A 26,099-nucleotide genomic window follows, 5' to 3' on the forward strand; every position below is an offset into this window, starting at 1 on the left:
CGCGTAGGAGTGTATCATGGCGCCAAGGGCAAGTTGGAAGGGTTACCTCAAGCTCAGCCTCGTCAGCTGTCCGGTCCGGCTTTATCCGGCGACGACGACTAGCGAGCGCATTTCGTTCAACCAGCTGCACAAGAAGACCCACAACCGCATCAACATGAAGCCGGTCGACCCCGAACTGGGGCTCGTCGAGCGCTCGGATCTGGTCAAGGGTTATGAGTACGAGGACAAGCAGTACATCATCATTGATGATGCCGACCTCGACGCGGTGCGCATCGAATCCAACCATACGATGAACATCGAGGCCTTCGTCGACGAGGGCGAGGTCGATGTCATCTACCAGGATGCGCCCTATTACATGGCGCCGGATGGAGCTATGGCCGAAGAGACCTTCGCTGTGTTGCGTGAAGCCATGCGCAAATCCGGCAAGCTCGCCATCGCGCGGCTGGTGCTGTCCAGCCGCGAGCGCATCGTGACGATCGGCGCGCGCGAGAACGGCATGTTCGTGTGCACGTTGAGGAACCCGAACGAAGTGCGCGGCACGGTTGAGTATTTCGGCAACATCCCCGCCGGCAAGCCTGACCAGGAAATGCTTGAGCTCGCCGAAGCGCTGATCAAGCAGAAGGAAACCACCTTCGATCCGAAGAATTACGAGGACCGCTACGAGATCGCGCTGATGGCGATGATCCGCGAGAAGCTCAAGGGCCACAAGCCGATCATCGCCGCCGCACCCGAGCGTGGCAATGTCATCAATTTGATGGATGCGCTGAAAGCCAGCCTGTCGCAGTCGAAGCCGCCGGCCAAGTCGAAGAGCAAGGCCGACGAGGTGGCGGCAAAACCGGCGGCCAAGAAGGCGGCAGCGGGTGGGGCACCTGAAAATCCGCTGAAGGCCAATTTGCTGAAGGCGGTCGGCAAGAGCAAGAAATGACGGCAGGCGCCGTCACGGTCGCGGGCGCCGTCTTCGGCTCCATCGGCGCCATGGCGGCGTTTCCGCTCAGGCTGGCCGCGCGCGAGGTGGAGCGCCAGCACGGCCAGTTGCAGCGCGGCATCACCAGGCGCACCACGCATGTCGTGTTCGGCCGCACACTTCTCGCCAGCGCCGGATCGACGAAAAACGGTGATGCCGGCATCGAGCGCCGCGTCGCCGCCGAGCGCGCCGCCGGGCGCACGCTCATCAGCGAGAACGGGTTTTTGCGCCGGCTCGGGCTGATGAAGGCGCCGGAAGCGTCATCCCTGTCGCGGCAATCGCTGATCGAGCAAGCGCGGCTGTCGGGCGCCGACCTCGACATGCTCTCGCTGTTCGATGCCTTCGAGCATGACATTGAACCCTATTCGTTTCGCGACCTGATCCTGGCACGCAAATATGCCGGGCTGGTGGCCGGCGGCGCGACATGGGGGGCGATTGCGCGCTCCGTGCATCGCTCCGGCCCGGTCGCCTCGCTGACCGCCAAGTCGCTCAATGTCGGCTCCCAGCATGGCCGGCCCGACGCCATCTACCTCGAGGGTGGCCAGAGCGAACTCGACGGGCAGTTGCTGTTCGATCTGGGCAGCGCGGCGCATGGCGACGACACGCTGGAAGAGCTGTTCGCCGAGGCCGAAGCGGCGGAGGAGGGCGGCGACCATGACGCTGCCGCCGCGCTCTACCAGCGCTGCCTCGCCATCGACCCCAGCGACGCCATCGCCGCCTTCAACCGCGCCAACTGCCTTCGCGCCGGCGCGCATGCGGCGGAGGCGGCCCATGACTATGCCAGGGCCATAAAACTCGATCCGGCCTTCGTCGAGGCGTGGTTCAATCTCGCCGGGCTGATGAGCGAGCAAGGCCGCGACGCCTCGGCGCGAAAGCACCTGCAGAAGGCGATCGCGCTCGACAGGAATTATGCCGACCCGATGTTCAACCTGGCCCGGCTGGAGTTCGATGCGGGTAATCTGGTCGAGGCACGGCGACTGTGGGTGCGGTATCTCGAATTGGACGCGGATTCGGAATGGGCCCGCGTGGCGGCCAAGGGCGTGCAGTTCGTGGATATGCAGCTGGCACGGACGGCGGGGTGAGGGAAAGACGTGCAGCTAGACGCAAAGACCATCCGAAAGCGGGTTGCCGAAGAACTCCATGCGCGCCTTGGCGAGAGATGGTTCAAGCCGGGCAGCCCCAAGTTGATAATCTCATCGACGGACAACCTGACCGACTTCAGCATCGAGTTGGATTGTGACACGGACTACCGCTACGGCGAGTGTGAATGCGAACTAACCGCTGTCTTCAAGTGGAAGAAATTCGCTAAGATGTGGAAGGACTTCGATGCCTGGTATGAAGTCAAAGATCCGAGCTCGGCTCAGTACAAAACCCGCGGCTCTCGAACGCTAAACCAACAATTCCTCCGGAAAGGCTTCAATGCCATCGACGCTGACTTTGAGCGCCCCAGCCGAGATTTCTTCTGGGTCGCCAGCGAAAAAGACCTGGATGCGTTCATGACTCAGTGCATTGCCGATCTCGACGGCAATGTCGGCGCATGGATTAGGCGATGGTTCACTTGGGCGTCGGCACTGGATGTAATGGACGGCAATTTGCAATTATGCGGCGCTTGGCGAGACACCGCCTATTTCTGCTTGCTTGAGCAGGTTCACGGGCGTCCAGCAGCGTGCAGATGGATAAACGGCATTGATGCGACCGGGTGGCCTAGATTGCTGGCAGCTCAGGTGGAATATCTTCAGTCGAATATTTGCGGTGAACTGGCGACGCGGCCATAGCTCGCCGCTCAAGGGAGGAACGCAATGGTCGTGCTTGAACGCCCCCCTCTGTCCTGCCGGACATCTCCCCCTCAAGGGGGGAGATCGGAAGCTTTAATGTCTCACCCGCCTTCCAATCTTGGCGATTGGCGAAATCGACAACGCCATTCGATCTCCCCCCTTGAGGGGGAGATGCCCGGCAGGGCAGAGGGGGGCGACACGGAACGCGACCTCTCCTGCGAGGCCACCCCATGACCACCTTCCTCCTCGACGGCGACGACACCGCCCCTGTCACCATCCTGCTCGCGCATGGCGCCGGCGCGTCGATGGATTCTCCCTCGATGACCGCCACCGCCAAGACGCTGGCTGTCGCCGGCTTCCAGGTCGCTCGGTTCGAGTTCCACTATATGGCTGCGCGCCGCTACGGCCAGCGCAAGCCGCCGCCGCGCGCCGAGACGGTGAACCCGGAATATGTGAAGGCGATCGCCGACCTCAGGGCTAAGGGCGTTACCGGAAAGCTCATCATCGGCGGCAAATCGATGGGCGGGCGCGTTGCCTCGATGGTGGCCGACGAGATGTTCGCCAAGGGCGAGATTTCAGGGCTGGTCTGCCTCGGCTATCCCTTCCACCCGCCGGGAAAGCCCGAGCAATTGCGGACAAAACATCTCACCGGACTGAAGACGCCGACGCTGATTTTCCAGGGCACGCGCGACGAGTTCGGCACGCCCGACGAGGTTGCCGGCTATGGGCTGTCCGATGCGATCGAGGTGGTGTGGCTGGAGGATGGCGACCACGACCTCAAGCCGCGCAAGAGCATTTCGGGATTTTCCACGGCGGATCATTTGAAGACGCTGGCGGAGACGGTGAAGGTTTGGGCGATACGTGCAGTTCGATGAAAATGGCGCAACACGGCGGCCAACTGAGCGAATTTTCGCATAGGAAAATCTAGAGAGGCGATTTTGCTCTACATAATATGTGGGAAAAACAGATCTAAAATAGCTGCAGCCTTCTTTATAGCAACTCTGTTGACTTTGTTCTTCGTCATCTCTGTGTTAATATCCAATTTGGAAGTATGGTACTTATTGTATATAGACTACGCTATTTTCATATCATCTATGATCTATATTTATACGGTTATGTCAAATTCAGATGAGTATCAAAATTATTTCTGGTTTATGTCGGATCCGCATCAGATCTCGCGATTCAAGCGCTTTTCTATCGTGATTTATTTCCTGTCGGCGGCATCGATATTTGTTATGTTTGATAAAGTTTACAGAGTTTCTGAGTATGCAGTTTATTCAATAGTTCTCCTTTTTGACGTTCTCATTTTTCCCGACATCATTCTTTTTCTGAAGGGTTCTCACCGACTTCGTTTAGAACCCAAATGAAAATCGCCACCTTCAACATCAACAACATCAACAGCCGGCTGGAAAACCTGCTGGCGTGGCTGGCGGCGGCAAAACCCGATGTCGTCTGCCTGCAGGAGCTGAAGGCGCGCGACATGCAGTTTCCGCGCAGCGTGCTGGCGGACGCCGGCTATGGCGCGGTGTGGAAGGGCGAGCCGACCTGGAATGGCGTCGCCATCCTCGCGCGCGGTGCCGAGCCGGTGCTGACCCGCGATGCGCTGCCCGGCGACGATGCCGACAAGCAGAGCCGCTATATCGAGGCAGCGGTCAATGGCATCGTCATCGCGTGCCTCTACGCGCCGAACGGCAACCCGCGGCCGGGGCCGAAATTCCAGTACAAGCTCGCCTGGCATGCGCGGCTGGAAGCGCATGCCGAACAGCTTTTCGACACCGGCCTGCCGGTGGTGCTGGCCGGCGACTACAACATCGTGCCCAAACCGCGCGACATCTACGCCACCCGCTCCTATGACGACAATGCGCTGGCGCAGCCGGAAAGCCGGGCTGCCTTCGCCGCCCTCATCGAGCAGGGCTGGACCGATGGCTTGCGGAAGAAGCACCCCAAGGAGACGCTCTACACCTTCTGGGACTACCGCCGGAACCGCTGGCCGCGCGATGCGGGCTTGCGGCTGGATCACATATTGCTGTCGAAGACGCTCGCTCGCCGGCTGAAAGGTGCCGGCATCGATCGCGAAGTGCGCGGACAGGATGGCGCCAGCGACCATGCGCCGGTGTGGGTGGAGTTGAAATGAGGGACGGCGGGCCGCAAGCTGCCAAGAGGCATTGCGGCCCCGGCGGCCGGCATGATGGATCGAGGCACCATGGCTGAGTTCTACTTCTTGTGGATCCTGCTTGCCGCGCTGGCGGTTATTGCGGCGGTGGCCGCTTTCTGGTTGCTGCTTCGGGCGCGTGCCGGCCGCAAGGCGCGGCGCTGGAAAGACCCCGGCAACGACTATGCCGTCCGGACCGATTGGAACGGCGGCGGGGGCATGCTCAACTATTCGTCCTTCGTCTATTTCGATGTCGACCGCGACGGCAGATATGGCGTCGGCGACCGGCCGATGGCGGGGATCATGGTGCGGCTCTATGACGAGGCCGGCGCGTTCGCGGCCTCGGTGCGCACCAACAATGCGGGTTTCGCCAATTTTCCGATGTCGGTGAAGCGCAGGAAGGCCGTCTTACGCGCGCCGGGCAACTGGCGTTTCGTGGTTTCAGTACCGCCCGGCTGGCGGGCCGAAAGCGCCAATGACAGCCAGTCCCAGGTCCTCTTGCCGGCGCCTGGTTCGCCGGCGGGACTTGCTTCACAGGAGATGCTGCAGCCTGTCGGTCTCGCGCCGCCCCGCCGCCTGCGTGGTCGAATTGCCGATACGGGTTCGGCAACGCTTTCGGTCATCGGCAATGGAAACGTGCTGGAGACGCGGCTGCTGGCGCCGGGCGCGGCCTTCAGTTTCGACCTTGACGATGGCGCCGACAGCATCAGCATCAGCGGCAGTGGCCTTGACCGGCAGCTGGTGCTGTCGCCCTATCCGGCCGATCTCGGCCTGCTGTCCTTGCCCGGCCTTGCCGGCAATGCCGTGCTGGAGACGATCGGTTTCGACGATGTGACGACGCGCACCTTCCTGAAAATTCCCTCAGGCCATGCCGGGCTGGAATGGCGCAACCTGAACGCAATGGCACGCGACTACACCAAGGACAGCCATGGCTATGTCAATGGCAACGTGTCCGGCAACCACGTCGCCTATACCAGCAGTGGCCTGCCTGCCGAATTCAGCTGTGAACGGCCGTTCGGCTTCCACTCGATCATGCTCAGCGCTGCCTGGCTGAATTCTGAGGGTGAGGTGGCGCTCATCGAAAGCTGGCTTGGCGACAGGCTGATATCGAGCGACGAGGTCACTCTGTCGGCGCTGACACCGCTGCATTACGCCCCCATGCTCAGCCAGGTCACGCGTGTCCGGCTGTCAACGAAACACTATTGGCAGATGGTGCTGGACGATCTGGTGCTGGCGCGCTGAGCTCAACCGGGATTCGAATTGCCGTTTGTCGGGTTCGAATTGCCGTTTGCCGCCGTGACCGCTGACAGACGCCCCTTCTTGAGGAACACCGGTTTCCTGTAGGTTTTCTTCATGTCTGTATTCCCCTTGAGGCGGCTCATCGTTTTTACAAGGAACCCGCGCTAGATGATCGTGCTGGTTGCCGTCACGGCGAAACGTTTGCCATTCCTGACCAGAGTGAGCCGTTCACAAACCTTCTTCATCGTCCAATGCTCTCCGCTACGCGATAGTGCGCCCTGCTGTCGATATCGCACAGCTGGTGTTGGAAAATCACGCGATGAATTATTGCGGTATGGGCGAAGCTGCGGCGACGACCGACTTCAGATTGCCCTTCTTTACCAGGATGGGCCGTTCATAAATCTTCTTCATGATCAAAAGCTCTCCACTATATCCCATGGGAATAGTGCCACATCGCGGTTCTCTGTCAATGTTGCGCTGGGGATAGTCGAGCTTGTCTCAATCAAAGCATCGGAATATCTGGCGCCAATATGCCGATTGCCGAGGTTCGATCAGGCATGGATCGGGGCTCTCAACTGCGACACAATGTGCTTAAGTCTTTGTTTCCATGCATGTCCCTGGCCTAAGCGAGGGATAGTTCCGGCGACATACTTCGTGGCAGCAGGCGAGGGGCGGCGTTTTGCGGTATTCAACCGGCGCTGGTAACCTTATCCATATCCGCGGGCGGAGGGCGCAATGAACAGATTGGCTGACAGGGTGCTAGCGCTTGCCTTGGCCGTGGTTGCCTTCGGCTGCCTTGCGCGGGTCTATCCGCTCGTCGTTACTGGTGCCGTTGGCTGGCAAGACTTTTTCGTACTGCCCTCGGATGCGGCCTCCTTGCGGTTGACCGGGCTCGTGCTAGCAGCACTTGCCTGCCTGACCGGTGCCTTGCTGTTCTGGGCCGGGCTGTTGCCGGGGCGGCCGGCGCATGCTGCTGGAGCGCCGCTGTTTGGCCGCGCGGCGGAGGTGCAGGAGACCGGCAGGCCCGGCCTGCGCAAGCTCTTTCTCGCTCTGCCACTGGTTGTTGTCGCGGGGCTGGCCGCCGACCGGTTCGGCCCGTGGGGCGGCGGCGAGATGGCCAACCTGCCCAAGGCGGCCGAGCCCAAGCCCGACGAACCCAAGCTTGCCGAACCCAAGCTTGCCGAACCCAGGCCCAGCGAGCCGAAGGGCCAGGATGTCGCCAGCGCGCCGCCGGCTCCGGAGCCGGCAACGCCGCCAGCCCCGCCAGCTCTGCCACCCGCGCCGCCGCCGGTAGCCGCCAGCCCGCCCGCCGCACCGGTGCCGCCAGCGCCGCCCGTGCCTGCGCCGGTCCCCGCCCCCCCGTCACCGCCGGAGGTCGCCGTCATCCCGCCGCCCACGGTGGCGCCATTGCCGCCCCCGGCGCCGGCCGCGCCAACGCAGCCCGATGGCCATCGCGACGCGGTCGTCTGGCTTTCGGTGGCGCCCGACGGCCACTCGATCATGAGCGCCAGCACCGACCATGTGATCAAGCTGTGGGACATTGGCGGCAAGCACCTGATCCGCAATCTCGGCGTCCACAAGGACATGGCGCGCACCGCGCTCTATATGCCCGATGGCGTCAGCGCGCTGACAGCGGGCGACGACGGCGAGATCGTGCTGCGCAAAATTGCCGACGGCGCCGTGCTGCATGTCTTCCAGTCCGGCCAGAATGGCGGCGTCAGGCAACTGGCGATCAGCCCGGACGGCAAGCGCGCCGTCAGCGGGCACGAGACCGGCAACGTCATCGTCTGGGATCTCGTCAACAATTCCGTGCTGCATGTACTGACCGGGCACGACTGGTCGGTCAGCGCGGTCGCCGTCTCGCCCGATGGCAAGCAGGCGCTGAGCGGCAGCATCGATGGCACGCTGAAACTCTGGGACATCGAAAGCGGCAAGCAGCTGCGCAGCTGGCACGGCCACGACCAGGGCACCTATGGCGCCGTGTTCACCGCCGACGGGCACCATGTGATCACCGGCAGCGGCGATTTGACGATCAAGGTCTGGGATCTCGACAGCGGCCGCGAGGTGAAGCGCTTCGAAGGCCATGAAGGCACGGTCTACACGCTGGCGCTGTCGGCCGACGGCAAGCGCCTGCTGTCGGGCTCGCTCGACGGCACCGCACGGTTGTGGGACATGGCAACCGGCAACCAGATCGCCCTATTCGACAGCCAGACCGGCCCGATCTACGCCGTGGCCTTCGCCCCCGACGGCACGGTGCTGACCGGCGGCAACGACCGCACCATCAGGGATTGGCCAGCGGGGGGTGGCGATGGTGTGGTGCTGTTTGCTGGGGCGCCGGGATGAGGCGCGAAGCGGTCGATGGAAGCGATCGTCGCGGCGGGCTGGAGATCGTGGTGAACGGTTGTTGCGCCAGGTCTGAAGTTTCACCAGGAAGTAAAGACGACATCATCGTGATCTTCCGGCTGAAAACACCAACGGCGCCTTTACCGTAACCGGCAGCTTTGGGTGACAGGCAGATACCGATCTGCCACGTTAGGGCCAACAAAAGCCGTGCAGGTCGGGGCCAGCCTCGAACAACGCGCGGGTGGGGGGTGTTTGTGTACGCGTCAGCTCCGCTGATTACTTATTTGCGCTTGAGGTTGCTGCGGGGAATGGCGGTTTCCGGTGTCCTGGCGTGCCTGGTCGAGGGCTGCGCGAACCCGCGCATCATTGACAGCGCAGTACCGGCGGCTCCTCCGAACGAGGCCCGGCAATCCTGCACGGCGCAATGGCGTGCCCGGGGCCATACGACCCAGCCGGAAGCACAGGCGTTCGCCCGGAAATGCCTCGATGCGCAAGGCGCGCGGGAACAGCAGTTGGACAGCAAGACTGTGACCCGCAAGGTGACCGCGCTGATCGACGCGGAGCAGAAGCTGACCGCCCTTGAGCCCGCCGACATCGCGGTTTTTTGTCCCGGCTACGCGTTGCAGGACAGACAGGGGCGGGCAGTGTTCTGGCGCACAATGATTGTAGCCTTGGCTGGCGCGGAATCCGTGAACAACAGCACGGCGGCCTATTGGGAAGAGGACCAGGGCCAGTATTCCATCGGGCTGCTGCAGCTTTCTCTGGCCGACGAGGGGCGATACAGATGCGGTTTCAGCTCGGAGGTCGACATTACCGATCCCGACCGCAACCTCGCCTGCGGCATCAAGGTCGTGACGATGCTTGTCGGCGCGGATGGCATGATCGGCGGTGGTGCCGGCCATGAAATGAAGGGCGCCGGTGCCTACTGGCAAAACCTTCGACAGCCCTCCCAGGTGCGCACCGGATTGATCAATGCCACCAAGGCGATCGCGCAGTGCAGGGCGGATGCCCGGAATTCCTAGACCGAGGCGATCCATGGTCACGTGGCAACGCCGAAGTCCTTGACTGTGCTTTGCATCCGCGCAGACGGCCTTGGTTCGACAGCTTTGCTTCAGCCTTTCTTGACGCGAAAACGCCCAGCGTTATCATCGCCGCCATGTCAGCACACAGCCTCACGGACAAAGCGCCGCTCATCGTCATCGACCTCCAGACCGGCATGTTCGACGGTGTGCACGAGCCGCCGATCCGTGACGCGCCGGCCATTGCCGAGCGTGCCCGGGCAGTGATCGACTGGGCAAGGCGCGGTGGGCACAAGGTCGCGTTCGTCAGGCATGACGGACCCCAAGGCGATCCGCTGGCGCCGGGTGAACCGGGTTGGCCGGTGTGGCCGGCGCTTGGCCAGGCAGGGGACGAGCCGACCTTCGCCAAATCCGTGCGCGACGCGTTCAGCAATCCGGCTTTGGGCGAATGGGTGGCCGGGCAGGGCGCGGCTGCCGTCGTGATCCTTGGTGCGCAGACCGATTTTTGCGTGGCGGCGACTGTGCGCAGCGCGATCGCCAAGGGGCTTGGCGTCACCGTGGTGTCGGATGCGCACAGCACGCTCGACAATGCCGAGGAGACAGCAAGCCAGATCATCGCCCGGCACAACAGCGAATTCATTGGTGATGGCGCAACCTTGGTGACGACGAAGGTGCTGACGGGAGGCTGAAACACGGAAGTTCTGCAGCCCCGATTTTGCTCGCCTAGGCGGGTGAGGCTTCCACAAGTCGTTTCGTCCTCCATCTTGATTCATCGTTCTGCCGTATCCCGCTGTTCGATCTGCTGTTTTCAGCGCCGGACACCGGCATGTCACGAAACAGTTTCCACCATTTGTGGTGTTGACCGTCGCTTGGCACGCATGGTCTAGCCCTATGGCGACGACCCCAGCGATGGTGATGCCATGACCGCCCAAACCTCGAATATCCACTTCACCAACGCCAGGCTGGCCGACGGTTCGCTGGTCGATTTCACCGTCACCGACGGCCGCTTTGGCGCCATCACGCCGGCTGGCAGCGGGCCGGCAATGCCTGACGCTGTCGATCTTGCCGGCCAGCTTGTCGTGCCGGCCTTCGTCGAGGGGCATATCCATCTCGACACGTCGTTTTATGGCGACGCCTGGCGCCCGCACATTCCCTGCACCAATGGGTTCGACGTGCGCGAGCGCGTGGCTTTCCAGGCACAGAACCTTGCCGCCGCGGCGCCGATGGCGGAGCGGGCCAAAAACCAGCTCGAGCTCTGCATCGGCAATGGCAGCCTCTCCATGCGCAGCCATGTCATGGTCGACGCCTCGGTCGGGCTCAGCCATGTCGAGACCATCCTGGCCGTGCGCGAGAAGTACCGGGACCTCATCGACATCCAGCTCGTCGCCTTCCCGCAAAGCGGTATTCTTTCGTCCCCCGGTACGGCTGAGCTGCTCGACGAAGCGCTGAAGCTCGGCTGCGATCTCGTCGGCGGGCTCGACCCGGCGAGCTTCGACCGCGACGTGAACGGCCATCTCGATGTGGTGTTCGCCCTGGCGGGCAAGCACGGCGCCGGTGTCGACATCCATCTGCATGATGGCGGCACGCTCGGCCTGTTCCAGGTCGAGGAGATCGCCGCGCGGACAAAGGCGCTCGGCATGCAGGGCCATGTCGTGGTCAGCCACGCCTATGGGCTTGGCGACATCCCGGCCGATGCCCTGGCGAAGGCCGGCGCGATGCTGGCGGCAACAGGGGTGGCGATCATGACCAACGCGCCCGGCAACCACGCCTTCCCGCCGGTGGCGGCCCTGCGGCAGGCCGGCGTCACCGTGTTCAGCGGTTCCGACAACATCCGCGATTCCTGGTGGCCCTATGGCGATGGCGACATGCTTTCGCGAGCCAACATGATCGGCTATCGCTCCGGCTTCTACGAGGATCACGAGCTGGAAGCCGCCTTCGATGTGGTGAGCCATGCCGGCGCCAAAGCGCTGAGGCTGAAGGACTATGGCCTGTCGGTTGGAGCCAGGGTCGACTTCGTCGCCATGCGGGCGCAGCACGTGCCGGAGGCGGTGGTCGCGTTGCCGAAGGAGCGCACGGTCTATCGCCGGGGCAAGGCGGTGGCGAAGAATGGAACGATACTGGCGAGCTGACGCTGGGGATATACGCTGGCGCGCTCAAACTTCAAAAGGTCGACCGCTCCCGCCGCGACAGACGACAGGGGGAGCCGATTCCCTTGGCCGGCCTTCAAACCGGGCAAGATCGGCCTTTTTCGTTTGTTGCAGGACCAAGGTCTTAGGTGCCAGGCGCAAAGGTCCGAGGGGGCCTGTTCGGTTCCGGCAATGTCCATTGGACGTTCCTATATTTTAGTCAATACTAATATAATAGCTAAGCAAAGAACTTAGCCGGCCAATCGTCTTCGCCGACGATCCGGGCATGAAAAATGTGGCTTTGACAATATCCGAAGGGATCAACGGCACACAGTCACATCCTTGCTGGCGAGGGGGCAGTTCGCGGGCTCACCCCCATCCCGGGCAGAGCATCCTGCGAAGCAAGCAGGCACTTGCCGATCTCCAGGAATTTAAACTTGTGGACCTCGCGCCGGTTGAGCGGCTCTGCCATGTCGCGGCTCCGTACCGGTATGGCGAAGCCGAATTCGCCGCCTTCCTGCCCGCCGCGGTCGATCCAGTACTGGTCCATGTCGGCGCGCTTGCCGGCGCGTTTGCCGGACGGGAGGAAATTGATGGTGTGCCTGGCATCGCAGACGCCAAGGACATGATCGGCGCCGCCGCCAATCGCTATGCCTTCCATGACCAGCAGTGCCGCATCCTTGGGCCTGAGTCCGCACAGATCGCGCGTGGCGTCGATGACGGCGCGCTTGGCCTCCGGCTTCTTGCTGCCCTGGAGCCCGCCGATCGCCACCGTGTAGTGGCCTGTATCCAAAGGGCTGGCGCCCAGGCGGCTGACGCCCAGGCGGCTGACGCCCAGGGGATTGGCATCCAAGGGATTGGCATCCAAGGGATTGGCATCCAGGGGATAGAGGATGAAGCTCAACCTGACCAGATCGAGCCGGTCGCTCTGCCGTGTCAGCTTGATCGAGAAGGCGCCTTCGTGGCTGGTGCCGGAATGAACGGACAGGTGCATGGTCAGCGCATAGGCGTCACGCCGTCCCGTCACCTGGCCGATGTCGATGACCCGCCCGCGCCAGGCGGCCTCGAGCAGGTGCCGCGGCAGGCGCGCCGCCGCCAGACTGAAATGGTCGACCAGAAGCTCGAAGCCGCGATGGCCCGGCAGCCCAAGGGCGAAGAATTTGTATGGCTTCTTGCGCAAGAGATCGTCATGCGGGCAGCCCAGCCCATGCCGCCGCCGGAAGCTCGACAGGAAGCGAAACCATTTGAAGAAGCTCACCGGCTTGCAGGCGAAGCGGGTGAGGAAAACCCTGGACTGCCCCAGCCCCAGCCGCCCGCAAAGGCCCAGAATCTGGCTGAAGACGCCGGCGGCCTCCCGCAGCCAGGCGCGCTCGCTCGTTTCGAAAATCAAGATCCATCCCACATGGCTGTTGTAGGAGCGGGGTTAGCCCGGGGGGATTACACGGACATTGCGGGAGCGCCGCTCACGTCTCGTCGAACCGGCCCTCGCGGGTGGGATGGCGCTTGATCGCGGCTTCTTCCTCGTCGTCGGGCAAAGCGTCGTCGCTGTCCTGATCGGCATTGTCGTCGTCTTCGTCCGGCAGGTCGCCGTCCTTTTCCGTGCCGTAGCGCATGTCGCCGTTTTCCGGCAACGAATCCGGCACGATCTGGCCGCCCTTGACCGCGTCCCAGTCCAGCTGCGCGATGGTCGGACCCTCGACCTCAGGGCTGTCGTCATCGTCGGTGCGTGGTTTGCCGCGCGGTGCCATGTTGGCCTCCAATCCTTGGAAAAGACTGGAAGCGAAACTCGGGGGTACTGCTGTTTGTTCCCTCGGCAAAGGGTGCGGGGCGTACTTTCCGGTTGCCGGTGCAGGCAGCTAGCCCAGCCACCACCACAGCGCCGCAAGCACCGCCAGCGCGGCCGCCACCACCAGCCCCAGCATGATGTACGACCCCTTGATGATGTCGCGGATGATCTTCTTGATCGTCTCGCGGTCGTTGAGGTTGGGGAAGGGATCGTTGGGCAGTGCAACGCCGAGGAACTCACAGAGCGGCGCCCAGCCCTCGGTCACCTTGTAGACCAGCAGCTTGTGCGGCGGCACCGCTGCCTTCACCTCCTCGATATAGGCGTTGTATCGCGCCACCGCCTTGGCACGGTCGTCCATCACACCGTCCAGCGTGCGGCCCCACACCAGCTTGCTGGACATGTCGCCGAACTTCCGGCCGAACGGCGTCAGCCATTCCAGGATCTTGAACTGCCAGACATTCTTGGTGAAGTAGATCGTGTCGATGGTGCTTTCGTACCAGGCTTCGGCGCCGCGCGGGTGCAAGGTCAGCAGCACCTTGGCGTCGGGATAGGTGGCCAGCAATTCCTTCCACACGCAGCAGCCGGGATTGTCGACGGTCGCCGTATAATTGGCGAAGACGCGGTTCCAGTCGTGCTGGCTGCCGGGCGGACTGTTGGCCACTGTGCGCCAGAAGTCCAGATGGCCCTTGTTGGCCTTGTTCATGATCACTTCCTGCATGTGATAGCAGGGCAGGCCGAGCCTGTTCAGCGCGGCAAAAGTCGACCACGTGCCTGTGCGGCCAAAACCGGCCCCGATCAGTTTGAGCGTCATTCCCCCATCCCCCGATGAACGGATATTCTCTGGTATCTCAGTCCATGGGGCTCAGATTGCGCTCACTTGGACAATGGCGCAATAAAATTCTCACGTGGGGTGAATGCGCCGAAACACCGCCAGCGGAGAGCCGACGTTGAAAATCGGATGCTGTCTGTCTCGGGCTAAGGGGCCAAGGTCGTGGTGCTGCGACTGACAGGTCTACCAACCCAGCCATTCGCGGGTGCGCCAGGCAAGGCCCGCAAAGGGCGCCATCAGCGCGATCACCACAAACATCAGGGTGAAGGGATGCTTGGTCACGGAGGGTCGGGGAGCCATGTCGCGATCATCCTTGCTGGAAGATTTCATCCGGGAAATTTTGTGCACAACGTCGCCATGGCGACATGGTTGCATCTGATCCAGGCCGCCTTGCACACTGATTGGAACCGGACCCCGGCACCGGCGTTTCCCGGATGTGACCGGTGAGGCTGCCACCTCCGCCGGCACCGTCCAAGGCTCGCTCTGCTCCCGGCAGGGCGAGCCTTTTTCGTGCGCCGGACGAGCACTCGGGAACGACACGGCGCGCTCTTCGTTGGCTGTTGCTAGCGACGGCGGATCGAGTTCCCCGGGGAAAGAAGCATCCGGCGTGCCTCTCCAAGGCAAATTGACTTTGCGGCCTATTCCCAAGTGGCTTCGCAGTTGTCGGCAATTAATTGCAGATCCCAAAAGCATTATGTGGGCGTGACCGCTCGATCTGGCAGGAAATCGAAATCGTATTTATCGATCAATCCGCATATTTATTCCAGAAATTGAGATGGAACCTCGCGATGGCGACGGCGTTTTTGCTGCAGGCGGAATTTCAGATAACAAAATGGAGGTTACTATGAAATATTATCTTTCGGGTGCGGCAGCCGCACTGGTCTTGATGAGCGGCATTGGTGTAGCGGCGGCCGAAGACGTCGTTGTTGTCCAGCAGCCGGCGCAGCAGATCGTGGTCCAGCCAGAGCAGGAGACAGTCGTTCGTCAATACATCAAGAAGGAGCCGCTGGCATCGGTCAACCTTCTGGGCGTCGAGCTGAAGCTCGGCTCGCCGGTGCCGGATACGGTGGTGTTGCGCGAAGTGCCTGATGTGAAGTACCGCGTGGCCGTCATCAATGATCAGACGGTCCTGGTCGACCCGGAAACGCATCAGATCGTCGAAGTCCTGCACTAAATTTTCGCGCTAACCTGCATGAAAAACCCGCCACCAACGCGACGTTAGTGACGGGTTTTTTATTAGAACCAACCTTGCCTTTCCCTATTCGGCTGCCGCCGCCAGCTTGTCCTGCGTCTTGGTGTCGAAATCGCTGGCGTCGTGGCGTTCGTGCAGCTGCATGGAAGGCTCGCCGAAGGCGCGGTTGACCATGCGGCCGCGCTTGACCGCCGGGCGCTCGTCGATCGCCTTGGCCCAGCGCTGCACATGGCTGTATTCCTGCACCGACAGGAAGTCGGCGGAATCATTGTACATGCGGCCGAGCGCCAGCCCGCCATACCAGGGCCAGACCGCCATGTCGGCGATCGAGTAATCCTTGCCGCCGAGATATTCCGCTTCCGCCAGACGGCGGTCGAGCACGTCCATCTGGCGCTTGGTTTCCATGGCGAAGCGGTCGATGGCGTATTCGAATTTTTGCGGCGCATAGGCGTAGAAATGGCCGAAGCCACCGCCCAGATACGGCGCCGAGCCCATCTGCCAGAACAGCCATGACAACACCTCCGCACGGGCCGGCTGCTCGGTGGGCAGGAATTCGCCGAATTTTTCCGCGAGATAGACCAGGATCGAGCCGGATTCGAAGATGCGGACCGGGGTCTTGCCGCTGCGGTCCATCAGCGCCGGGATCTTGGAGTTGGGATTGACCTCGACGAAGCCGCTGCCGAACTGGTCGCCATCATTGATCTTGATCAGCCAGGCATCGTATTCGGCGCCCTTGTGGCCGCGCGCTAGGAGCTCCTCCAGCATCACAGTCACCTTGACGCCGTTCGGCGTCGCCAGCGAGTAGAGCTGCAGCGGATGCTTGCCGACGGGCAGTTCCTTGTCATGCGTCGGCCCGGCGATCGGCCGGTTGATGCTGGCAAAGGCGCCGCCATTTGCCTTGTTCCAGGTCCATACTTTCGGCGGGGTGTAGTCGGTCATGTCGGGCCTCGTCTTGTGGGGCGGGAAGGGTGGGGTTGGTTGATGTGAAGTTAGGGCTGCGGAGGGGAAAGTTCAACTTGCGTTGAACTATTGTCAATGTCAGCGAAGCGTCTGCGCCCCGGCCCTTCGCAAGACTCAGGGCGTTCGAAGCTCGAAAAGCCAAGCAATTGGCTTTTCGTCCGCTGCGCGGACCGCTTCTCACCCCTTGCACCATCCACCCCAGCGCATACCTATAGAGAAACCGCCAAGTGCCGCATCGCAGGACAAAATCATGACCGTCAATCCCAATCCGCGCTCCGTCGTTGCCGTGCGCGCGACCGTTCCCGACGATGCCTTCACAGCCGGCGCTCTGGGCACGCTCAGGGAAGGCAGCGGCGTCGTCATCCGTGACGACGGGCTGGTGCTGACCATCGGCTATCTCATCACCGAGGCAGAAGAAGTCTGGCTGACCGCGCATGACGGCCGCGTCATCCCCGCACACGCGCTGGCCTATGACCAGGAATCGGGCTTCGGCCTGGTCCAGGCGCTGGCGCCGACCGGGCTGCCGGCCGTGGCGCTGGGCGATGCCGGCAAGGCTAGGATCGGCGACGCGGTGGTGCTTGCCGATGGCATCGGCCGCGCGGTCGAGGCCAAGATCGTCACCAAGCAGGAATTCGCCGGCTATTGGGAGTATCTGCTCGACGAGGCGATCTTCATCGCGCCGGCGCATCCGTCCTGGGGCGGCGCGCCGCTGTTCAGCGCCGATGGCGCGCTGCTCGGCATCGGCTCGCTGCGCCTGCAGATGAGCCGCGCCGGCGAAGTCGCCGATATCAATATGGTCGTGCCGATCGATCTGTTGCCGCCGATCCTCGACGATCTCCTGACGCGCGGCCAGGTCGCCAGGCCGCCGCGCCCATGGCTTGGCGCGCTGTCGGCCGAAAGCGACGGCAAGGTGGTGGTGATGAGCGTGACCGCGGGCGGCCCGGCCGCCAAGGCCGGCTTGCGCGAAGGCGACGTGATCTCCGAGGTCCGCGACGGTGCCGTCGACGGGCTCGCCGATTTCTATCGCAAGCTGTGGGACAGCGGCTCGGCCGGCGCCGAGATCCCGATGCGCGTGGTGCGCGACGGCCGCGAGACCTGGCTGCGGGTGAAATCCGCCGACCGTGGCAGCTTCTTGAAGAAGCCGCAGCTGCAGTAGGCCTGATTTCGGCCAGGCGATGCATCCAAGACTGCTCAGGACTTTTCTCGCGGTGGCGCGCAGCCGAAACATCACGCGTGCCGCCGAGGCGGTTCACCTCGCGCAATCGAGTGTCAGCGACCAGATCCAGACCCTCGAAGCCGAGTTGGGTGCCGCCTTGTTCACGCGCTCGAAATCCGGCCTGGAACTGGCCCCGGCGGGGCTGGCGCTGAAACCGATCGCCGAAGAGCTGTTGCGGCTCGATGGTGAGGCACGCGCGGCCGTGCTGGCGGCGGCCAGCCAGACGAGCGGGGCGCTGACCATCGGTGCGCTGGAAACGATCGCCTCGGTCCGGCTGGCGCCCTGGCTGCCGGGGTTCCAAGCCAGTCATCCCGATATCACCGTGCGGATGAAGGTGACCGACAGCGGCACGCTGCGGCAGCTGCTCAGGGATGGCGACATCGATGTCGCCTTCTGCTTCGAGCTGCGCGACGGTGCGAAGGGCAGCGTCGACGAACGCCTGGCCAGGCGCACGATAGGCGCCGAACCGCTGGTGCTGGTCGCGGCGCCGGGGCAGGATATCGTGCCACGCGACCTGGCCGCCCTCGCCGCGCTGCGTTTCGTGGCGACGGAGCCCGGATGCGTCTACCGGCACATGTTCGACACCGCTTTTGCCGGAATGGCGGCGCCAAAGCTTGCCGCCGAGGTCGGAAGCATCGGTGCCATTGCCCGGCTGGTGGCAGCCGGCGCCGGCCTGGGCCTCGTTCCGCGTCTCGCCGTCAGCGACGCCCTTGAGCGTGGTGAGCTTGTCGAACTGCCGTGGCCCGGCCCGGCACAGGCGGCACCGCTGACGATGATCTGGCGCCGCCGGCGCGTCCAGCCGCCGGCACTCCGGCAACTGCTCGCCGCCGCGCGTGATACGCTGGCGGGTCCCAAGGCGAGTTCAGGAGTTGAATCGGCTGATAGCTCCAAGCCCTTGTTTCCAAATAAGCTAACGGAAGACGTCGCCAGCTAAATCAGCCGGTGTCCGCCCTCGACATGCAACGTGGTTCCTGTGGTAAAGCCATTGCCGATGAGGAACAAAAGAGCGTCGGCAATGTCTGCGGGCTGGCCGACCCTGCCGACCGGCAGCCGCTCGGCCATCGCGGCAAGCGTTTCGGCTTTGCGGTCGCCAGCGACCTGCGCCCAGATATCGGTGTCGACCCAGCCGGGCGAAACGGCGTTGACGCGGATTGGCGCCAGCTCGACGGCTAGCGCCCGCACCAGGCCTTCGAGCGCCGCATTGACAGCAGCGACGACAGAGCCGCGCGCGGCCGGCCGATAGGCGGCGATGCCGGAGACGAAGGTCATCGAGCCCGTCGCGTCAAGCCGTGGCGCACCATGCTTGGCGAGCAGCAATGGGCCAAAGAGCTTGCTGTCGACCACGCGTTGCGCCGCCTTGAGATCAAGCTCCGGCAGCAGCCTGTAGGCGCCTTCGATGTCGGCCGCCGTGCTGACGATGTGGTCGAGGCTGCCGATCCCGGCAAACAACGCTGCGACCTGGTCTTCCCGCCCGATGTCGACAGCGGCGACGTCAAGACTGGCGGGATTGCCCAGCGCCTGTCGCGCTTCTTTCAACTTCTGTTCGCCGCGCCCGGCTATGATGACTTCGGCACCGGCCTCGACGCAACGTCTGGCCAGGGCTAGGCCCATGCCGGAACCGCCGCCGAAGATCAGGATTTTCTGGTTTGAAAGGTTCATTTCGCTCTGCCTTTGCTGATTGAGACAGGGGATTGGCAGGTCAGGGCGCCATTGGAAAACGGAAGAAACCGATGGTGCCATCGGAGAGTCCGATGGTGGTGCGGTGAGGGATGGAAACTGGCCAGATTGCGCCTGAGCGCCCCCCTCTGTCCTGCCGGACATCTCCCACACATGGGGGAGATTGGCAGCCTCAGCCTCAGCGCCCTTTTGAATACGTTGGTGATTGGCGAAAGCCGGGGCGACATCCAATCTCCCCCTCGTGGGGGAGATGTCCGGCAGGACAGAGGGGGGGGCGCCGACGAACGCCTGCTTTTCTATTCTCTCTCCGCACTGGCAAACACAACCAGGTTTCCGTCGGGATCGCGCATGCGCATGATCCAGAAATGCGTCGCTTGCTCGATCGGGCCGGGATCGAGGCCCGCATCCACCAGCCTGTGCCTTTCCGGCGCCAGCGTCAGCACGCCAAGCGTCAGTGTCGAGGTACCGGCTTTCTCCGTGTCCTCGAAGAGCTGCACCTCGGCGCTGTCGGTGAATTGCCATTCGGCGAGCCCCGGCATCGGCCGGCGCAGCGGCGGCTTGCCGAAGAGTTTTTCGTACCAGCCAATGCTGTCCTCGAGGTCGGAGCAACTGACATGAGCGAAAATGGTCTGGATCGCCATCGGGAACCTCCATCCAACGGTTGCACTGAAGCCGCAACGCAGCGATGCATGGTGCGTTCCGTTGGCTGCCGTGGCGTGGCACGATGCTGACGGAAACTGACAGTTGGCCGTGTCATTGTATTGGCCGGTGTCGATGGCGCGGGGACGACGGTGATTGCAGGAGATATGATGGCGCGAGCCGCAACACAGAACCGGCAGGCCGCCTGATGGCGCCGGTCAAGGTCGATCCCGACAGGGTGCGGGAGTTTCCGGACCCAGCGAGTTTCTACGCCTGGCTCGGCCAGCACCACGCCTCCGAAACCGAACTGTGGATCAAGGTCCACAAGGTGGGCTCAGGCCTGAAGTCGATCACGCCCAAGGAAGCCATCGACGTCGTGCTGTGCTTCGGCTGGATAGATGCAGTGCGCAAGGGGCTGGACGAGAACAGTTTTCTCCAGCGCTACACGCCGCGCGGCAAGAAGAGCATCTGGAGCAAGATCAACATCGACAATGTCGCGCGGCTCATCGAGGAGGGCCGCATGACCGGGCATGGGCTGAAACAGGTCGAGGCAGCCAAGGCCGACGGGCGCTGGGCGCGCGCCTATGGCAGCGGCAAGGAGATGAAAATCCCCGATGATCTGCAGGCCGCGATCGACGCCGAACCGGCGGCAAAAGCGATGCTGGAAAAACTCAGCGCGCAGAACCGCTTCTCGCTCGCCTTCCGCACCCACAACATGAAGACCGAGGCCGGACGCAAGAAGAAGATCGAGACCTTCGTCGCGATGCTGAAGCGCGGCGAGACGATCTATCCGCAGGGGAAGAAGTAGCCCTCAGGCACCGGAATGTGGGTCGATGCTGTAGGGGTGGACGGGGTAGCCCTGGCCGATGGCGTCGTGTACGCGGCCGGTCCAGGCGAGGAATGCCGGTTGGTCCGCAAGAGAGAATCCGCAATCCTCGGCGCGGTGGCTGTAGGCATAGATGGCGATGTCGGCAATGGTCAGGTCATTACCAGTGAGGAACGGCGTGTCGGCAAGGCTGCGGTTCAGCGCGGCGAGCGTGCGCGCGCCGGCCTCGCGCTTGCCGGCAACCATGGCCTGGTTGCGCTCGAGCCGTCCGGTCAAGGTCCAGAAGCGCAGCGAACCGATGACGGGCTCGACATTGTATTGCTCGAAGAACAGCCACTGCATGATCTTGGCGCGCCGATAGCGGTCGGCCGGCAGGAACGGTGTTCCTTCGGCGAGGTAGGTGAGGATCGCATTGGATTCGGCGATGGCGCTGCCGTCTTCGAGCAGCAGCACGGGAACGGCCCCGGCCGGGTTGAGGGCGAGGAAAGCGTCGGTGTGGCTCTCGCCTTCGAAAATCGAGACGATGTTGGTCTCGTAAGGGATCTTCAGCAGGCCGAGCAGGACCCGGACTTTCCAGCCATTTTGCGATGGCAGATAATCGTGAAGCGTGAGCATGGCCGATCCCTTTTGATGGGCGACGATCGCATGGTGAGATGTCGGGCGACACCCGATTCATGCGGTGGAGCGTTCGAGATGCCAATGCGCGGTGCAGTTGAGCGGAATGGGATATGTCGGTGCTTGAACGCCCCCCTCTGGCCTGCCGGCCATCTCCCCCTCAAGGGGGGAGATCAGAAGCTTCTATATTGCCGCTTATCCTGCAACGTTGGCGATTGGCGAAGGCCGCAGCGACGTCCAATCTCCCCACTTGAGGGGGAAATGGCCGGCAGGACAGAGGGGGGCGCCACGGAATGCAACGTTGGAAACTAGCCCGCAATCAACTCATGCACCCACTCGCACAATGATTGCACCCTCGGCCACCTAATCAATCAATTCCGCCCGTGCCATTTTCTCTTCAAGCAATCGAAATCCAGGAGCGGCCCATGACCACCCACCCCAACAAAGTCGCCCTCATCACCGGTGCCAATCGCGGCATCGGCCTGGAAACCGGCCGCCAGCTGGCGAAACTTGGCTTCACCGTTCTGCTCGGCGTGCGCGATCTCGCCAAGGGCGAGGCGGCGGTGAGAGGGCTCGATGGCCATGTCGAGGCCATCGCGCTCGATGTCGCCGCACCAGAAGCAGCAATGCAGGCGGCCGCCGAAGTCGAGCGCCGCTTCGGCCGGCTCGACGTGCTGATCAACAATGCCGCCATCCACTATGACAGCGGCGCGCGCGCCTTGCGGCCGGACTGGACCGTGATCCGCGAGGCGTTCGAGACCAATGTTTTTGGCGTCTGGCGGACGGCGTCCGCCTTCGCGCCTCTGCTCGTGGCGGGCGGTCATGGCAGGCTGGTCAATGTGTCCTCGGAAGGCGGCTCGCTGGCCTCGATGGGGGCGGGGGCGCCGGCCTATTCGACCTCGAAAGCGACGCTCAATGCGCTGACCTGCGTGCTGGCGGGCGAACTGCGCGGCTCCGGCGTGCTGGTCAACGCCATCTGCCCAGGCTGGGTCGCCACCGACATGGGCGGGGCGGGCGGACGCCCGGTGGCGCAAGGTGCCGCCGGCATCGTGTGGGCCGCGACCTTGCCGGATGACGGCCCGACCGGTGGCTTTTTTCGCGATGGCAAGAGGCTGCCGTGGTGAAAACCCAGCGTCGCGTCAAGCAGCTCATCATCTGAATCGCTGAATTGCTGCAAGTGTCTGTTTTTACACTTGTCCGGCGGACTGCCTCGCCTCAATCGCGCACAAGAAAAAGCCGCCCTCGCTTTCTGCGAGTGGCGGCCTTTTCCCGGGAGGAAGTCAGAGAGAAGTCAGAGCAGCTTAAGCAGCCTTGGCGTGCTTGTGGCTGTGCTTCTTGTGGTGGTGCTTGCGGGCGACGTGCTTGTGGCCGTGCCTCTTGTGCGCGTGCCGGTGAGCGTGCTTGTGCCCATGCCGGTGGTGCTTCTTGTGGTGGCGGTGACGCTTGTGCGCGGCCGCCGTGACCGGCGTCTTCGCCGCGTCCACGGCAGCGGCAGCCGCCGGAGCGGGCGTCGCCGGAGCGGTCGCGGGGGCGGTCGTCGTTGCCGGAGCGGTCGTCGTGGTGGTGGTCGTGGCCGCCGCATTGGCGGTGCCGATGACAGGCATTGCCAGACCGAGAGCGATGGCCAGGCTGAGCGCGGAGAGGAGGGGCTTGTTCATGGATTGCTTTCCTTCGAGGGTTGCTGTCACTGGTTGAGGTCGACCGGCGTCACGCCGAGCAGTTTCAGGGCGTTTGCGTAGGTCCGGATGCCTTGCGCCTGCTTGCGCTCGGCACAGAACCGGTTCGCCTTGTCCTGCAGTGCCGTTGCCTCGGCGATCTCACTCGCACTGGCACCGGGTTGGGCTTTGGTCTGGATGGCTCCGTCGAGTTGAAGACCGAGCCGGCTGCAATATTCGCTCCGGGTAACCGCCGCTGCCGCGCCCGACTGTGCGACCGCAAGCATGGCAAGCGAAATGCCGGTCAGGGCAGCCATCCATCTGGTCGAACGTCTTTGCATTGTCGGGGCCATCTCTTTGCGTTCACGTGGCGACCGCTGATCGGTTGCTACGAGGATGGTTTTGACAGGCGATGTTTTCCTCAGTTTTTCCCGCATGTTGAATCTTGTTTCTGAAGTGTGTCTGGCGGTGAAGCTGCCGATTTCGCCCTGGAGCAAGATCGGATGGCGCGTCGGCCTTCGCCAACCTGATGTGTCGGAGAGGCGGCGCTGTGCGACCTCGGTCCTAAGGAAAAAGCCGCCTTTGCGGGGCGGCCCTTTCCTGGGGAGCTAGTCAGGAAGAAGAGGTGATCAAGCAATTCGCCTGTGTTTCTTGGCGGTGTGCTTCTTGGCATACTTATCACTTTTTCTAACCGGCAGCGCCTTCACAGCAGCTGCGGCCATCGGAGCGGCAGTGGTCGCGGCAGCGGTGGTCGCGGCGGCGTTGGCGGCCGTGGTGCCGAGAACCGGCGCCGCGAAGATCAGGGCGAGGGCCAGGCCGAGAGCTGAGAGAAGGGTCTTGTTCATGAGGGGCTTTCCTTGTTTGAAAGGATTGATGGTCATTGGTTGAGATCAACCGGTGTCACGCCAGGAAGCTTCAGGGCGTTGGCGAAGGTCCAGATGCCTTGTGCCTGCTTGGGTTCAGCACAAAACCGACTTGCCCCGTTTTTGAAGCGCCGTTGCCTCGACGACCCGCGTCGCGTTGGCCTGGGCGGTATTGATTTACGTTTCGACGGCCTCATTCAATTACAGACTGGGCCGGTAGCAATATTCGCCGCGGGTGACGGCCGCCTTTGCATCCGACTGTGCGACTGTAGCGGCAGGGGGCGAAATGCCAAGCGGGGCAGCCATCGAATGCCATAGCTTTGTCGTGAACGTCGCCTTGCGTTGTGTGGCGACCTGGAGGTGCCACGATGATACCGCAGCCTTCAGCGCGGTCCTTTGCGTCGTTTCTGCCTCTTCCCCCGGCACCATCCTTCGCGTAAGGGCGCGGGCAAATCCTCCAATCCGCTTGAACCCCCGGACCACCCATGATCAGACTTGAAAGCATCAGCAAGCAGAACGGCCGTCAGCTTGTCTTCATCGAGGCTTCTGCCTCATTGCAGAAGGGCGAGAAGGTCGGCCTTGTCGGACCCAATGGCGCCGGCAAGACGACGCTGTTTCGCATGATCACCAGCCAGGAGCAGCCCGACGAAGGCCAGGTGCAGGTCGATCGCGGCGTTACCATCGGTTATTTCAGCCAGGATGTCGGCGACATGGCGGGGCACAGCGCTGTCGCCGAAGTGATGAACGGCGCCGGACCGGTCAGCGACGTGGCGGCCGAGATGGCGGAGCTGGAAGCGGCGATGGCCGATCCGGACCAGGCCGACAGGATGGACGAGATCATCGAAAAGTACGGCGAGGCGCAGCATCGCTTCGAGGAGCTCGACGGCTATGCGCTCGACGGCCGCGCCCGCGAGGTGCTGGATGGTCTCGGCTTCAGCCAGGAGATGATGGACGGCGATATCGGCAAGCTCTCCGGCGGCTGGAAGATGCGTGTGGCGCTGGCGCGCATTCTTCTCATGCGGCCCGACGTCATGCTGCTCGACGAACCATCGAACCATCTCGACCTGGAAAGCCTGATCTGGCTGGAACAATTCCTCAAAGGCTATGACGGCGCGCTGCTGATGACCTCGCACGACCGCGAGTTCATGAACCGCATCGTCAACAAGATCGTCGAGATCGATGCCGGCTCGCTCACCGCCTATTCGGGAAACTATGAGTTCTACCAGCAGCAGCGGGCGATCGCCGACAAGCAACAGCAGGCGCAGTTCGAGCGCCAGCAGGCGATGCTGGCCAAGGAGATCGCCTTCATCGAGCGCTTCAAGGCGCGCGCTTCGCATGCCGCCCAGGTGCAGAGCCGGGTGAAGAAGCTCGACAAGATCGACCGCGTCGAGCCGCCCAAGCGCCGCCAGATCGTCAATTTCGAATTCCAGCCGGCGCCGCGCTGCGGCGAGGATGTCGTCACCTTGAAGAACGTCAACAAGGCCTATGGCAGCCGTACCATCTATGAGGGGCTGGACTTCCAGGTCCGCCGCCGCGAGCGCTGGTGCATCATGGGTGTCAATGGCGCCGGCAAGTCGACGCTGTTGAAGCTGGTGGCCGGCGCTTCCGACCCCGACACCGGCACGGTGGCGCGGGGCCCGAGCGTTAAAATGGGTTATTTCGCCCAGCACGCCATGGAGGTGCTGGAAGGCGAGCGCACGGTGTTCCAGACGCTGGAAGACGCGTTTCCGCAGGCAGGCCAGGCGCCGCTGCGCGCGCTTGCCGGCTGCTTCGGCTTTCCCGGCGACGAGATCGAGAAGAAGTGCCGTGTGCTGTCAGGCGGCGAGAAGGCGCGGCTGGTGATGGCGCTGATGCTGTTCGATCCGCCTAACCTCTTGGTGCTGGACGAGCCGACCAACCACCTCGACATCGCCACCAAGCAGATGCTGATCGAGGCGCTGTCGCAATATGAAGGCACCATGCTGTTCGTTTCGCACGACCGGCATTTCCTGGCAGCACTGTCGAACCGCGTGCTGGAGCTGACGCCGGAAGGCATCCACACCTATGGCGGCGGCTACACGGAATATGTCGAGCGCACGGGGCAGGAAGCGCCGGGCTTGCGGAGCTGACAAAATAAGGGCGGTCGTCGAGCCGACGCCGCCCTCTTTTGTATCAGCCTGCCCCTGAAAGGGACGAGGCCCTTACCTCAGCAAGATGTCAAAGCCGCTGAGATCGGCGTTGACC

Annotated in this window: 27 protein-coding genes; 16 read left to right on the forward strand and 11 right to left on the reverse strand. The window is 63.0% G+C overall.

Annotated features, from left to right (window positions below; all coding sequences use genetic code 11):
* The first annotated feature begins 16 nt into the window (after window positions 1-16).
* The 6 genes from A3A9_RS0117255 (at window position 17) to A3A9_RS0117285 (ending at window position 6,133) form a co-directional block, all read left to right on the forward strand.
* Window positions 17-925 carry a Ku protein gene (locus A3A9_RS0117255; protein ID WP_027059888.1) on the forward strand — a complete coding sequence of 303 codons (909 nt, stop codon included), beginning with the start codon at window positions 17-19 and terminating at the stop codon, window positions 923-925.
* Window positions 922-2,046: a tetratricopeptide repeat protein gene (locus tag A3A9_RS0117260; protein WP_027059889.1), complete on the forward strand. Its 1,125-nt coding sequence runs from the start codon at window positions 922-924 to the stop codon at window positions 2,044-2,046. Before A3A9_RS0117255 ends, A3A9_RS0117260 begins: the two co-directional genes overlap by 4 nt.
* A gap of 9 nt (window positions 2,047-2,055) precedes the next feature.
* Window positions 2,056-2,739: a hypothetical protein gene (locus tag A3A9_RS0117265; RefSeq protein WP_027059890.1), complete on the forward strand. Its 684-nt coding sequence runs from the start codon at window positions 2,056-2,058 to the stop codon at window positions 2,737-2,739.
* A gap of 230 nt (window positions 2,740-2,969) precedes the next feature.
* On the forward strand, window positions 2,970-3,614 hold the full coding sequence (locus tag A3A9_RS0117270; protein WP_027059891.1) for an alpha/beta hydrolase family protein: 645 nt from the start codon (window positions 2,970-2,972) through the stop codon (window positions 3,612-3,614).
* 488 nt (window positions 3,615-4,102) lie between these two features.
* Complete coding sequence (locus A3A9_RS0117280) at window positions 4,103-4,873, forward strand: exodeoxyribonuclease III (protein WP_027059893.1); 771 nt, start codon at window positions 4,103-4,105, stop codon at window positions 4,871-4,873.
* Between the two features lie 69 nt (window positions 4,874-4,942).
* The gene (locus A3A9_RS0117285; protein WP_027059894.1) at window positions 4,943-6,133 is read left to right on the forward strand and encodes a hypothetical protein; all 1,191 of its coding nucleotides are present in this window, start codon (window positions 4,943-4,945) and stop codon (window positions 6,131-6,133) included.
* Between the two features lie 2 nt (window positions 6,134-6,135).
* Here the strand turns inward: A3A9_RS0117285 and A3A9_RS42675 are convergent, their stop codons facing one another.
* The gene (locus A3A9_RS42675; RefSeq protein WP_082222124.1) at window positions 6,136-6,246 is read right to left on the reverse strand and encodes a hypothetical protein; all 111 of its coding nucleotides are present in this window, start codon (window positions 6,244-6,246) and stop codon (window positions 6,136-6,138) included.
* 619 nt (window positions 6,247-6,865) lie between these two features.
* Here A3A9_RS42675 and A3A9_RS44845 point away from each other — a divergent pair.
* The 4 genes from A3A9_RS44845 (at window position 6,866) to A3A9_RS0117320 (ending at window position 11,621) form a co-directional block, all read left to right on the forward strand.
* Window positions 6,866-8,473, forward strand: coding sequence for a WD40 repeat domain-containing protein (locus A3A9_RS44845; protein WP_027059895.1), 1,608 nt, complete (start codon window positions 6,866-6,868; stop codon window positions 8,471-8,473).
* 308 nt (window positions 8,474-8,781) lie between these two features.
* Entirely contained in the window at window positions 8,782-9,495 is a 714-nt protein-coding gene (locus A3A9_RS0117310; protein WP_027059896.1) for a hypothetical protein, read from the forward strand.
* A 134-nt stretch (window positions 9,496-9,629) separates the two neighbouring features.
* Window positions 9,630-10,181, forward strand: a complete 552-nt coding sequence (locus A3A9_RS0117315) for an isochorismatase family protein (RefSeq protein ID WP_027059897.1) — start codon at window positions 9,630-9,632, stop codon at window positions 10,179-10,181.
* Between the two features lie 231 nt (window positions 10,182-10,412).
* Window positions 10,413-11,621 (forward strand): amidohydrolase family protein, encoded by a 1,209-nt coding sequence (locus A3A9_RS0117320; protein ID WP_027059898.1) that lies wholly within the window; start codon window positions 10,413-10,415, stop codon window positions 11,619-11,621.
* A 331-nt stretch (window positions 11,622-11,952) separates the two neighbouring features.
* Here the strand turns inward: A3A9_RS0117320 and A3A9_RS0117325 are convergent, their stop codons facing one another.
* The 3 genes from A3A9_RS0117325 to A3A9_RS0117335 form a co-directional block, all read right to left on the reverse strand.
* Window positions 11,953-13,008: a DUF535 family protein gene (locus tag A3A9_RS0117325; protein WP_161634511.1), complete on the reverse strand. Its 1,056-nt coding sequence runs from the start codon at window positions 13,006-13,008 to the stop codon at window positions 11,953-11,955.
* Window positions 13,009-13,081: 73 nt separating this feature from the next.
* Window positions 13,082-13,366 (reverse strand): hypothetical protein, encoded by a 285-nt coding sequence (locus tag A3A9_RS0117330; protein ID WP_027059900.1) that lies wholly within the window; start codon window positions 13,364-13,366, stop codon window positions 13,082-13,084.
* A gap of 108 nt (window positions 13,367-13,474) precedes the next feature.
* Window positions 13,475-14,215 carry a sulfotransferase family protein gene (locus A3A9_RS0117335; RefSeq protein WP_027059901.1) on the reverse strand — a complete coding sequence of 247 codons (741 nt, stop codon included), beginning with the start codon at window positions 14,213-14,215 and terminating at the stop codon, window positions 13,475-13,477.
* Between the two features lie 862 nt (window positions 14,216-15,077).
* Here A3A9_RS0117335 and A3A9_RS0117350 point away from each other — a divergent pair.
* Window positions 15,078-15,407, forward strand: coding sequence for a DUF1236 domain-containing protein (locus tag A3A9_RS0117350; protein WP_027059902.1), 330 nt, complete (start codon window positions 15,078-15,080; stop codon window positions 15,405-15,407).
* An 84-nt stretch (window positions 15,408-15,491) separates the two neighbouring features.
* On the opposite strand, the gene yghU is transcribed toward A3A9_RS0117350, so the two are convergent.
* The gene (yghU, locus tag A3A9_RS0117355; protein ID WP_027059903.1) at window positions 15,492-16,364 is read right to left on the reverse strand and encodes a glutathione-dependent disulfide-bond oxidoreductase; all 873 of its coding nucleotides are present in this window, start codon (window positions 16,362-16,364) and stop codon (window positions 15,492-15,494) included.
* A 271-nt stretch (window positions 16,365-16,635) separates the two neighbouring features.
* Between yghU and A3A9_RS0117360 the strand changes: the two genes are divergently transcribed.
* Both A3A9_RS0117360 and A3A9_RS0117365 read left to right on the forward strand, forming a co-directional pair.
* Window positions 16,636-17,541 (forward strand): S1C family serine protease, encoded by a 906-nt coding sequence (locus A3A9_RS0117360; protein ID WP_027059904.1) that lies wholly within the window; start codon window positions 16,636-16,638, stop codon window positions 17,539-17,541.
* A gap of 19 nt (window positions 17,542-17,560) precedes the next feature.
* On the forward strand, window positions 17,561-18,535 hold the full coding sequence (locus A3A9_RS0117365) for a LysR family transcriptional regulator (RefSeq protein ID WP_027059905.1): 975 nt from the start codon (window positions 17,561-17,563) through the stop codon (window positions 18,533-18,535).
* Here A3A9_RS0117365 and A3A9_RS0117370 read toward each other — a convergent pair.
* Together A3A9_RS0117370 and A3A9_RS0117375 are read right to left on the reverse strand one after the other, a co-directional pair.
* Complete coding sequence (locus A3A9_RS0117370) at window positions 18,532-19,260, reverse strand: SDR family oxidoreductase (protein WP_027059906.1); 729 nt, start codon at window positions 19,258-19,260, stop codon at window positions 18,532-18,534. The genes A3A9_RS0117365 and A3A9_RS0117370 overlap by 4 nt on opposite strands.
* Before the next feature lie 314 nt (window positions 19,261-19,574).
* Entirely contained in the window at window positions 19,575-19,919 is a 345-nt protein-coding gene (locus A3A9_RS0117375; protein WP_027059907.1) for a VOC family protein, read from the reverse strand.
* 206 nt (window positions 19,920-20,125) lie between these two features.
* Between A3A9_RS0117375 and A3A9_RS0117380 the strand changes: the two genes are divergently transcribed.
* Complete coding sequence (locus tag A3A9_RS0117380; RefSeq protein ID WP_027059908.1) at window positions 20,126-20,725, forward strand: YdeI/OmpD-associated family protein; 600 nt, start codon at window positions 20,126-20,128, stop codon at window positions 20,723-20,725.
* Window positions 20,726-20,728: 3 nt separating this feature from the next.
* Here the strand turns inward: A3A9_RS0117380 and A3A9_RS0117385 are convergent, their stop codons facing one another.
* Window positions 20,729-21,358: a glutathione S-transferase family protein gene (locus tag A3A9_RS0117385; protein ID WP_027059909.1), complete on the reverse strand. Its 630-nt coding sequence runs from the start codon at window positions 21,356-21,358 to the stop codon at window positions 20,729-20,731.
* A 425-nt stretch (window positions 21,359-21,783) separates the two neighbouring features.
* Here A3A9_RS0117385 and A3A9_RS0117390 point away from each other — a divergent pair, with 425 nt between their 5' ends.
* A complete protein-coding gene (locus A3A9_RS0117390) occupies window positions 21,784-22,482 on the forward strand; it encodes an SDR family NAD(P)-dependent oxidoreductase (protein ID WP_027059910.1) in 699 nt (232 codons plus the stop codon).
* A 177-nt stretch (window positions 22,483-22,659) separates the two neighbouring features.
* On the opposite strand, the gene A3A9_RS0117395 is transcribed toward A3A9_RS0117390, so the two are convergent.
* From A3A9_RS0117395 to A3A9_RS45220, 3 genes are all read right to left on the reverse strand, one after another.
* Complete coding sequence (locus A3A9_RS0117395) at window positions 22,660-23,016, reverse strand: hypothetical protein (RefSeq protein ID WP_033838619.1); 357 nt, start codon at window positions 23,014-23,016, stop codon at window positions 22,660-22,662.
* 26 nt (window positions 23,017-23,042) lie between these two features.
* Window positions 23,043-23,354 carry a hypothetical protein gene (locus A3A9_RS0117400; RefSeq protein ID WP_027059912.1) on the reverse strand — a complete coding sequence of 104 codons (312 nt, stop codon included), beginning with the start codon at window positions 23,352-23,354 and terminating at the stop codon, window positions 23,043-23,045.
* Window positions 23,355-23,642: 288 nt separating this feature from the next.
* Window positions 23,643-23,858 (reverse strand): hypothetical protein, encoded by a 216-nt coding sequence (locus tag A3A9_RS45220; protein ID WP_027059913.1) that lies wholly within the window; start codon window positions 23,856-23,858, stop codon window positions 23,643-23,645.
* 503 nt (window positions 23,859-24,361) lie between these two features.
* Between A3A9_RS45220 and A3A9_RS0117415 the strand changes: the two genes are divergently transcribed.
* Entirely contained in the window at window positions 24,362-25,984 is a 1,623-nt protein-coding gene (locus tag A3A9_RS0117415; RefSeq protein WP_027059915.1) for an ABC-F family ATP-binding cassette domain-containing protein, read from the forward strand.
* Window positions 25,985-26,099 lie beyond the last annotated feature (115 nt).

Source organism: Mesorhizobium loti CJ3sym, from assembly GCF_000472785.1.
Lineage (GTDB): Bacteria > Pseudomonadota > Alphaproteobacteria > Rhizobiales > Rhizobiaceae > Mesorhizobium > Mesorhizobium loti_E.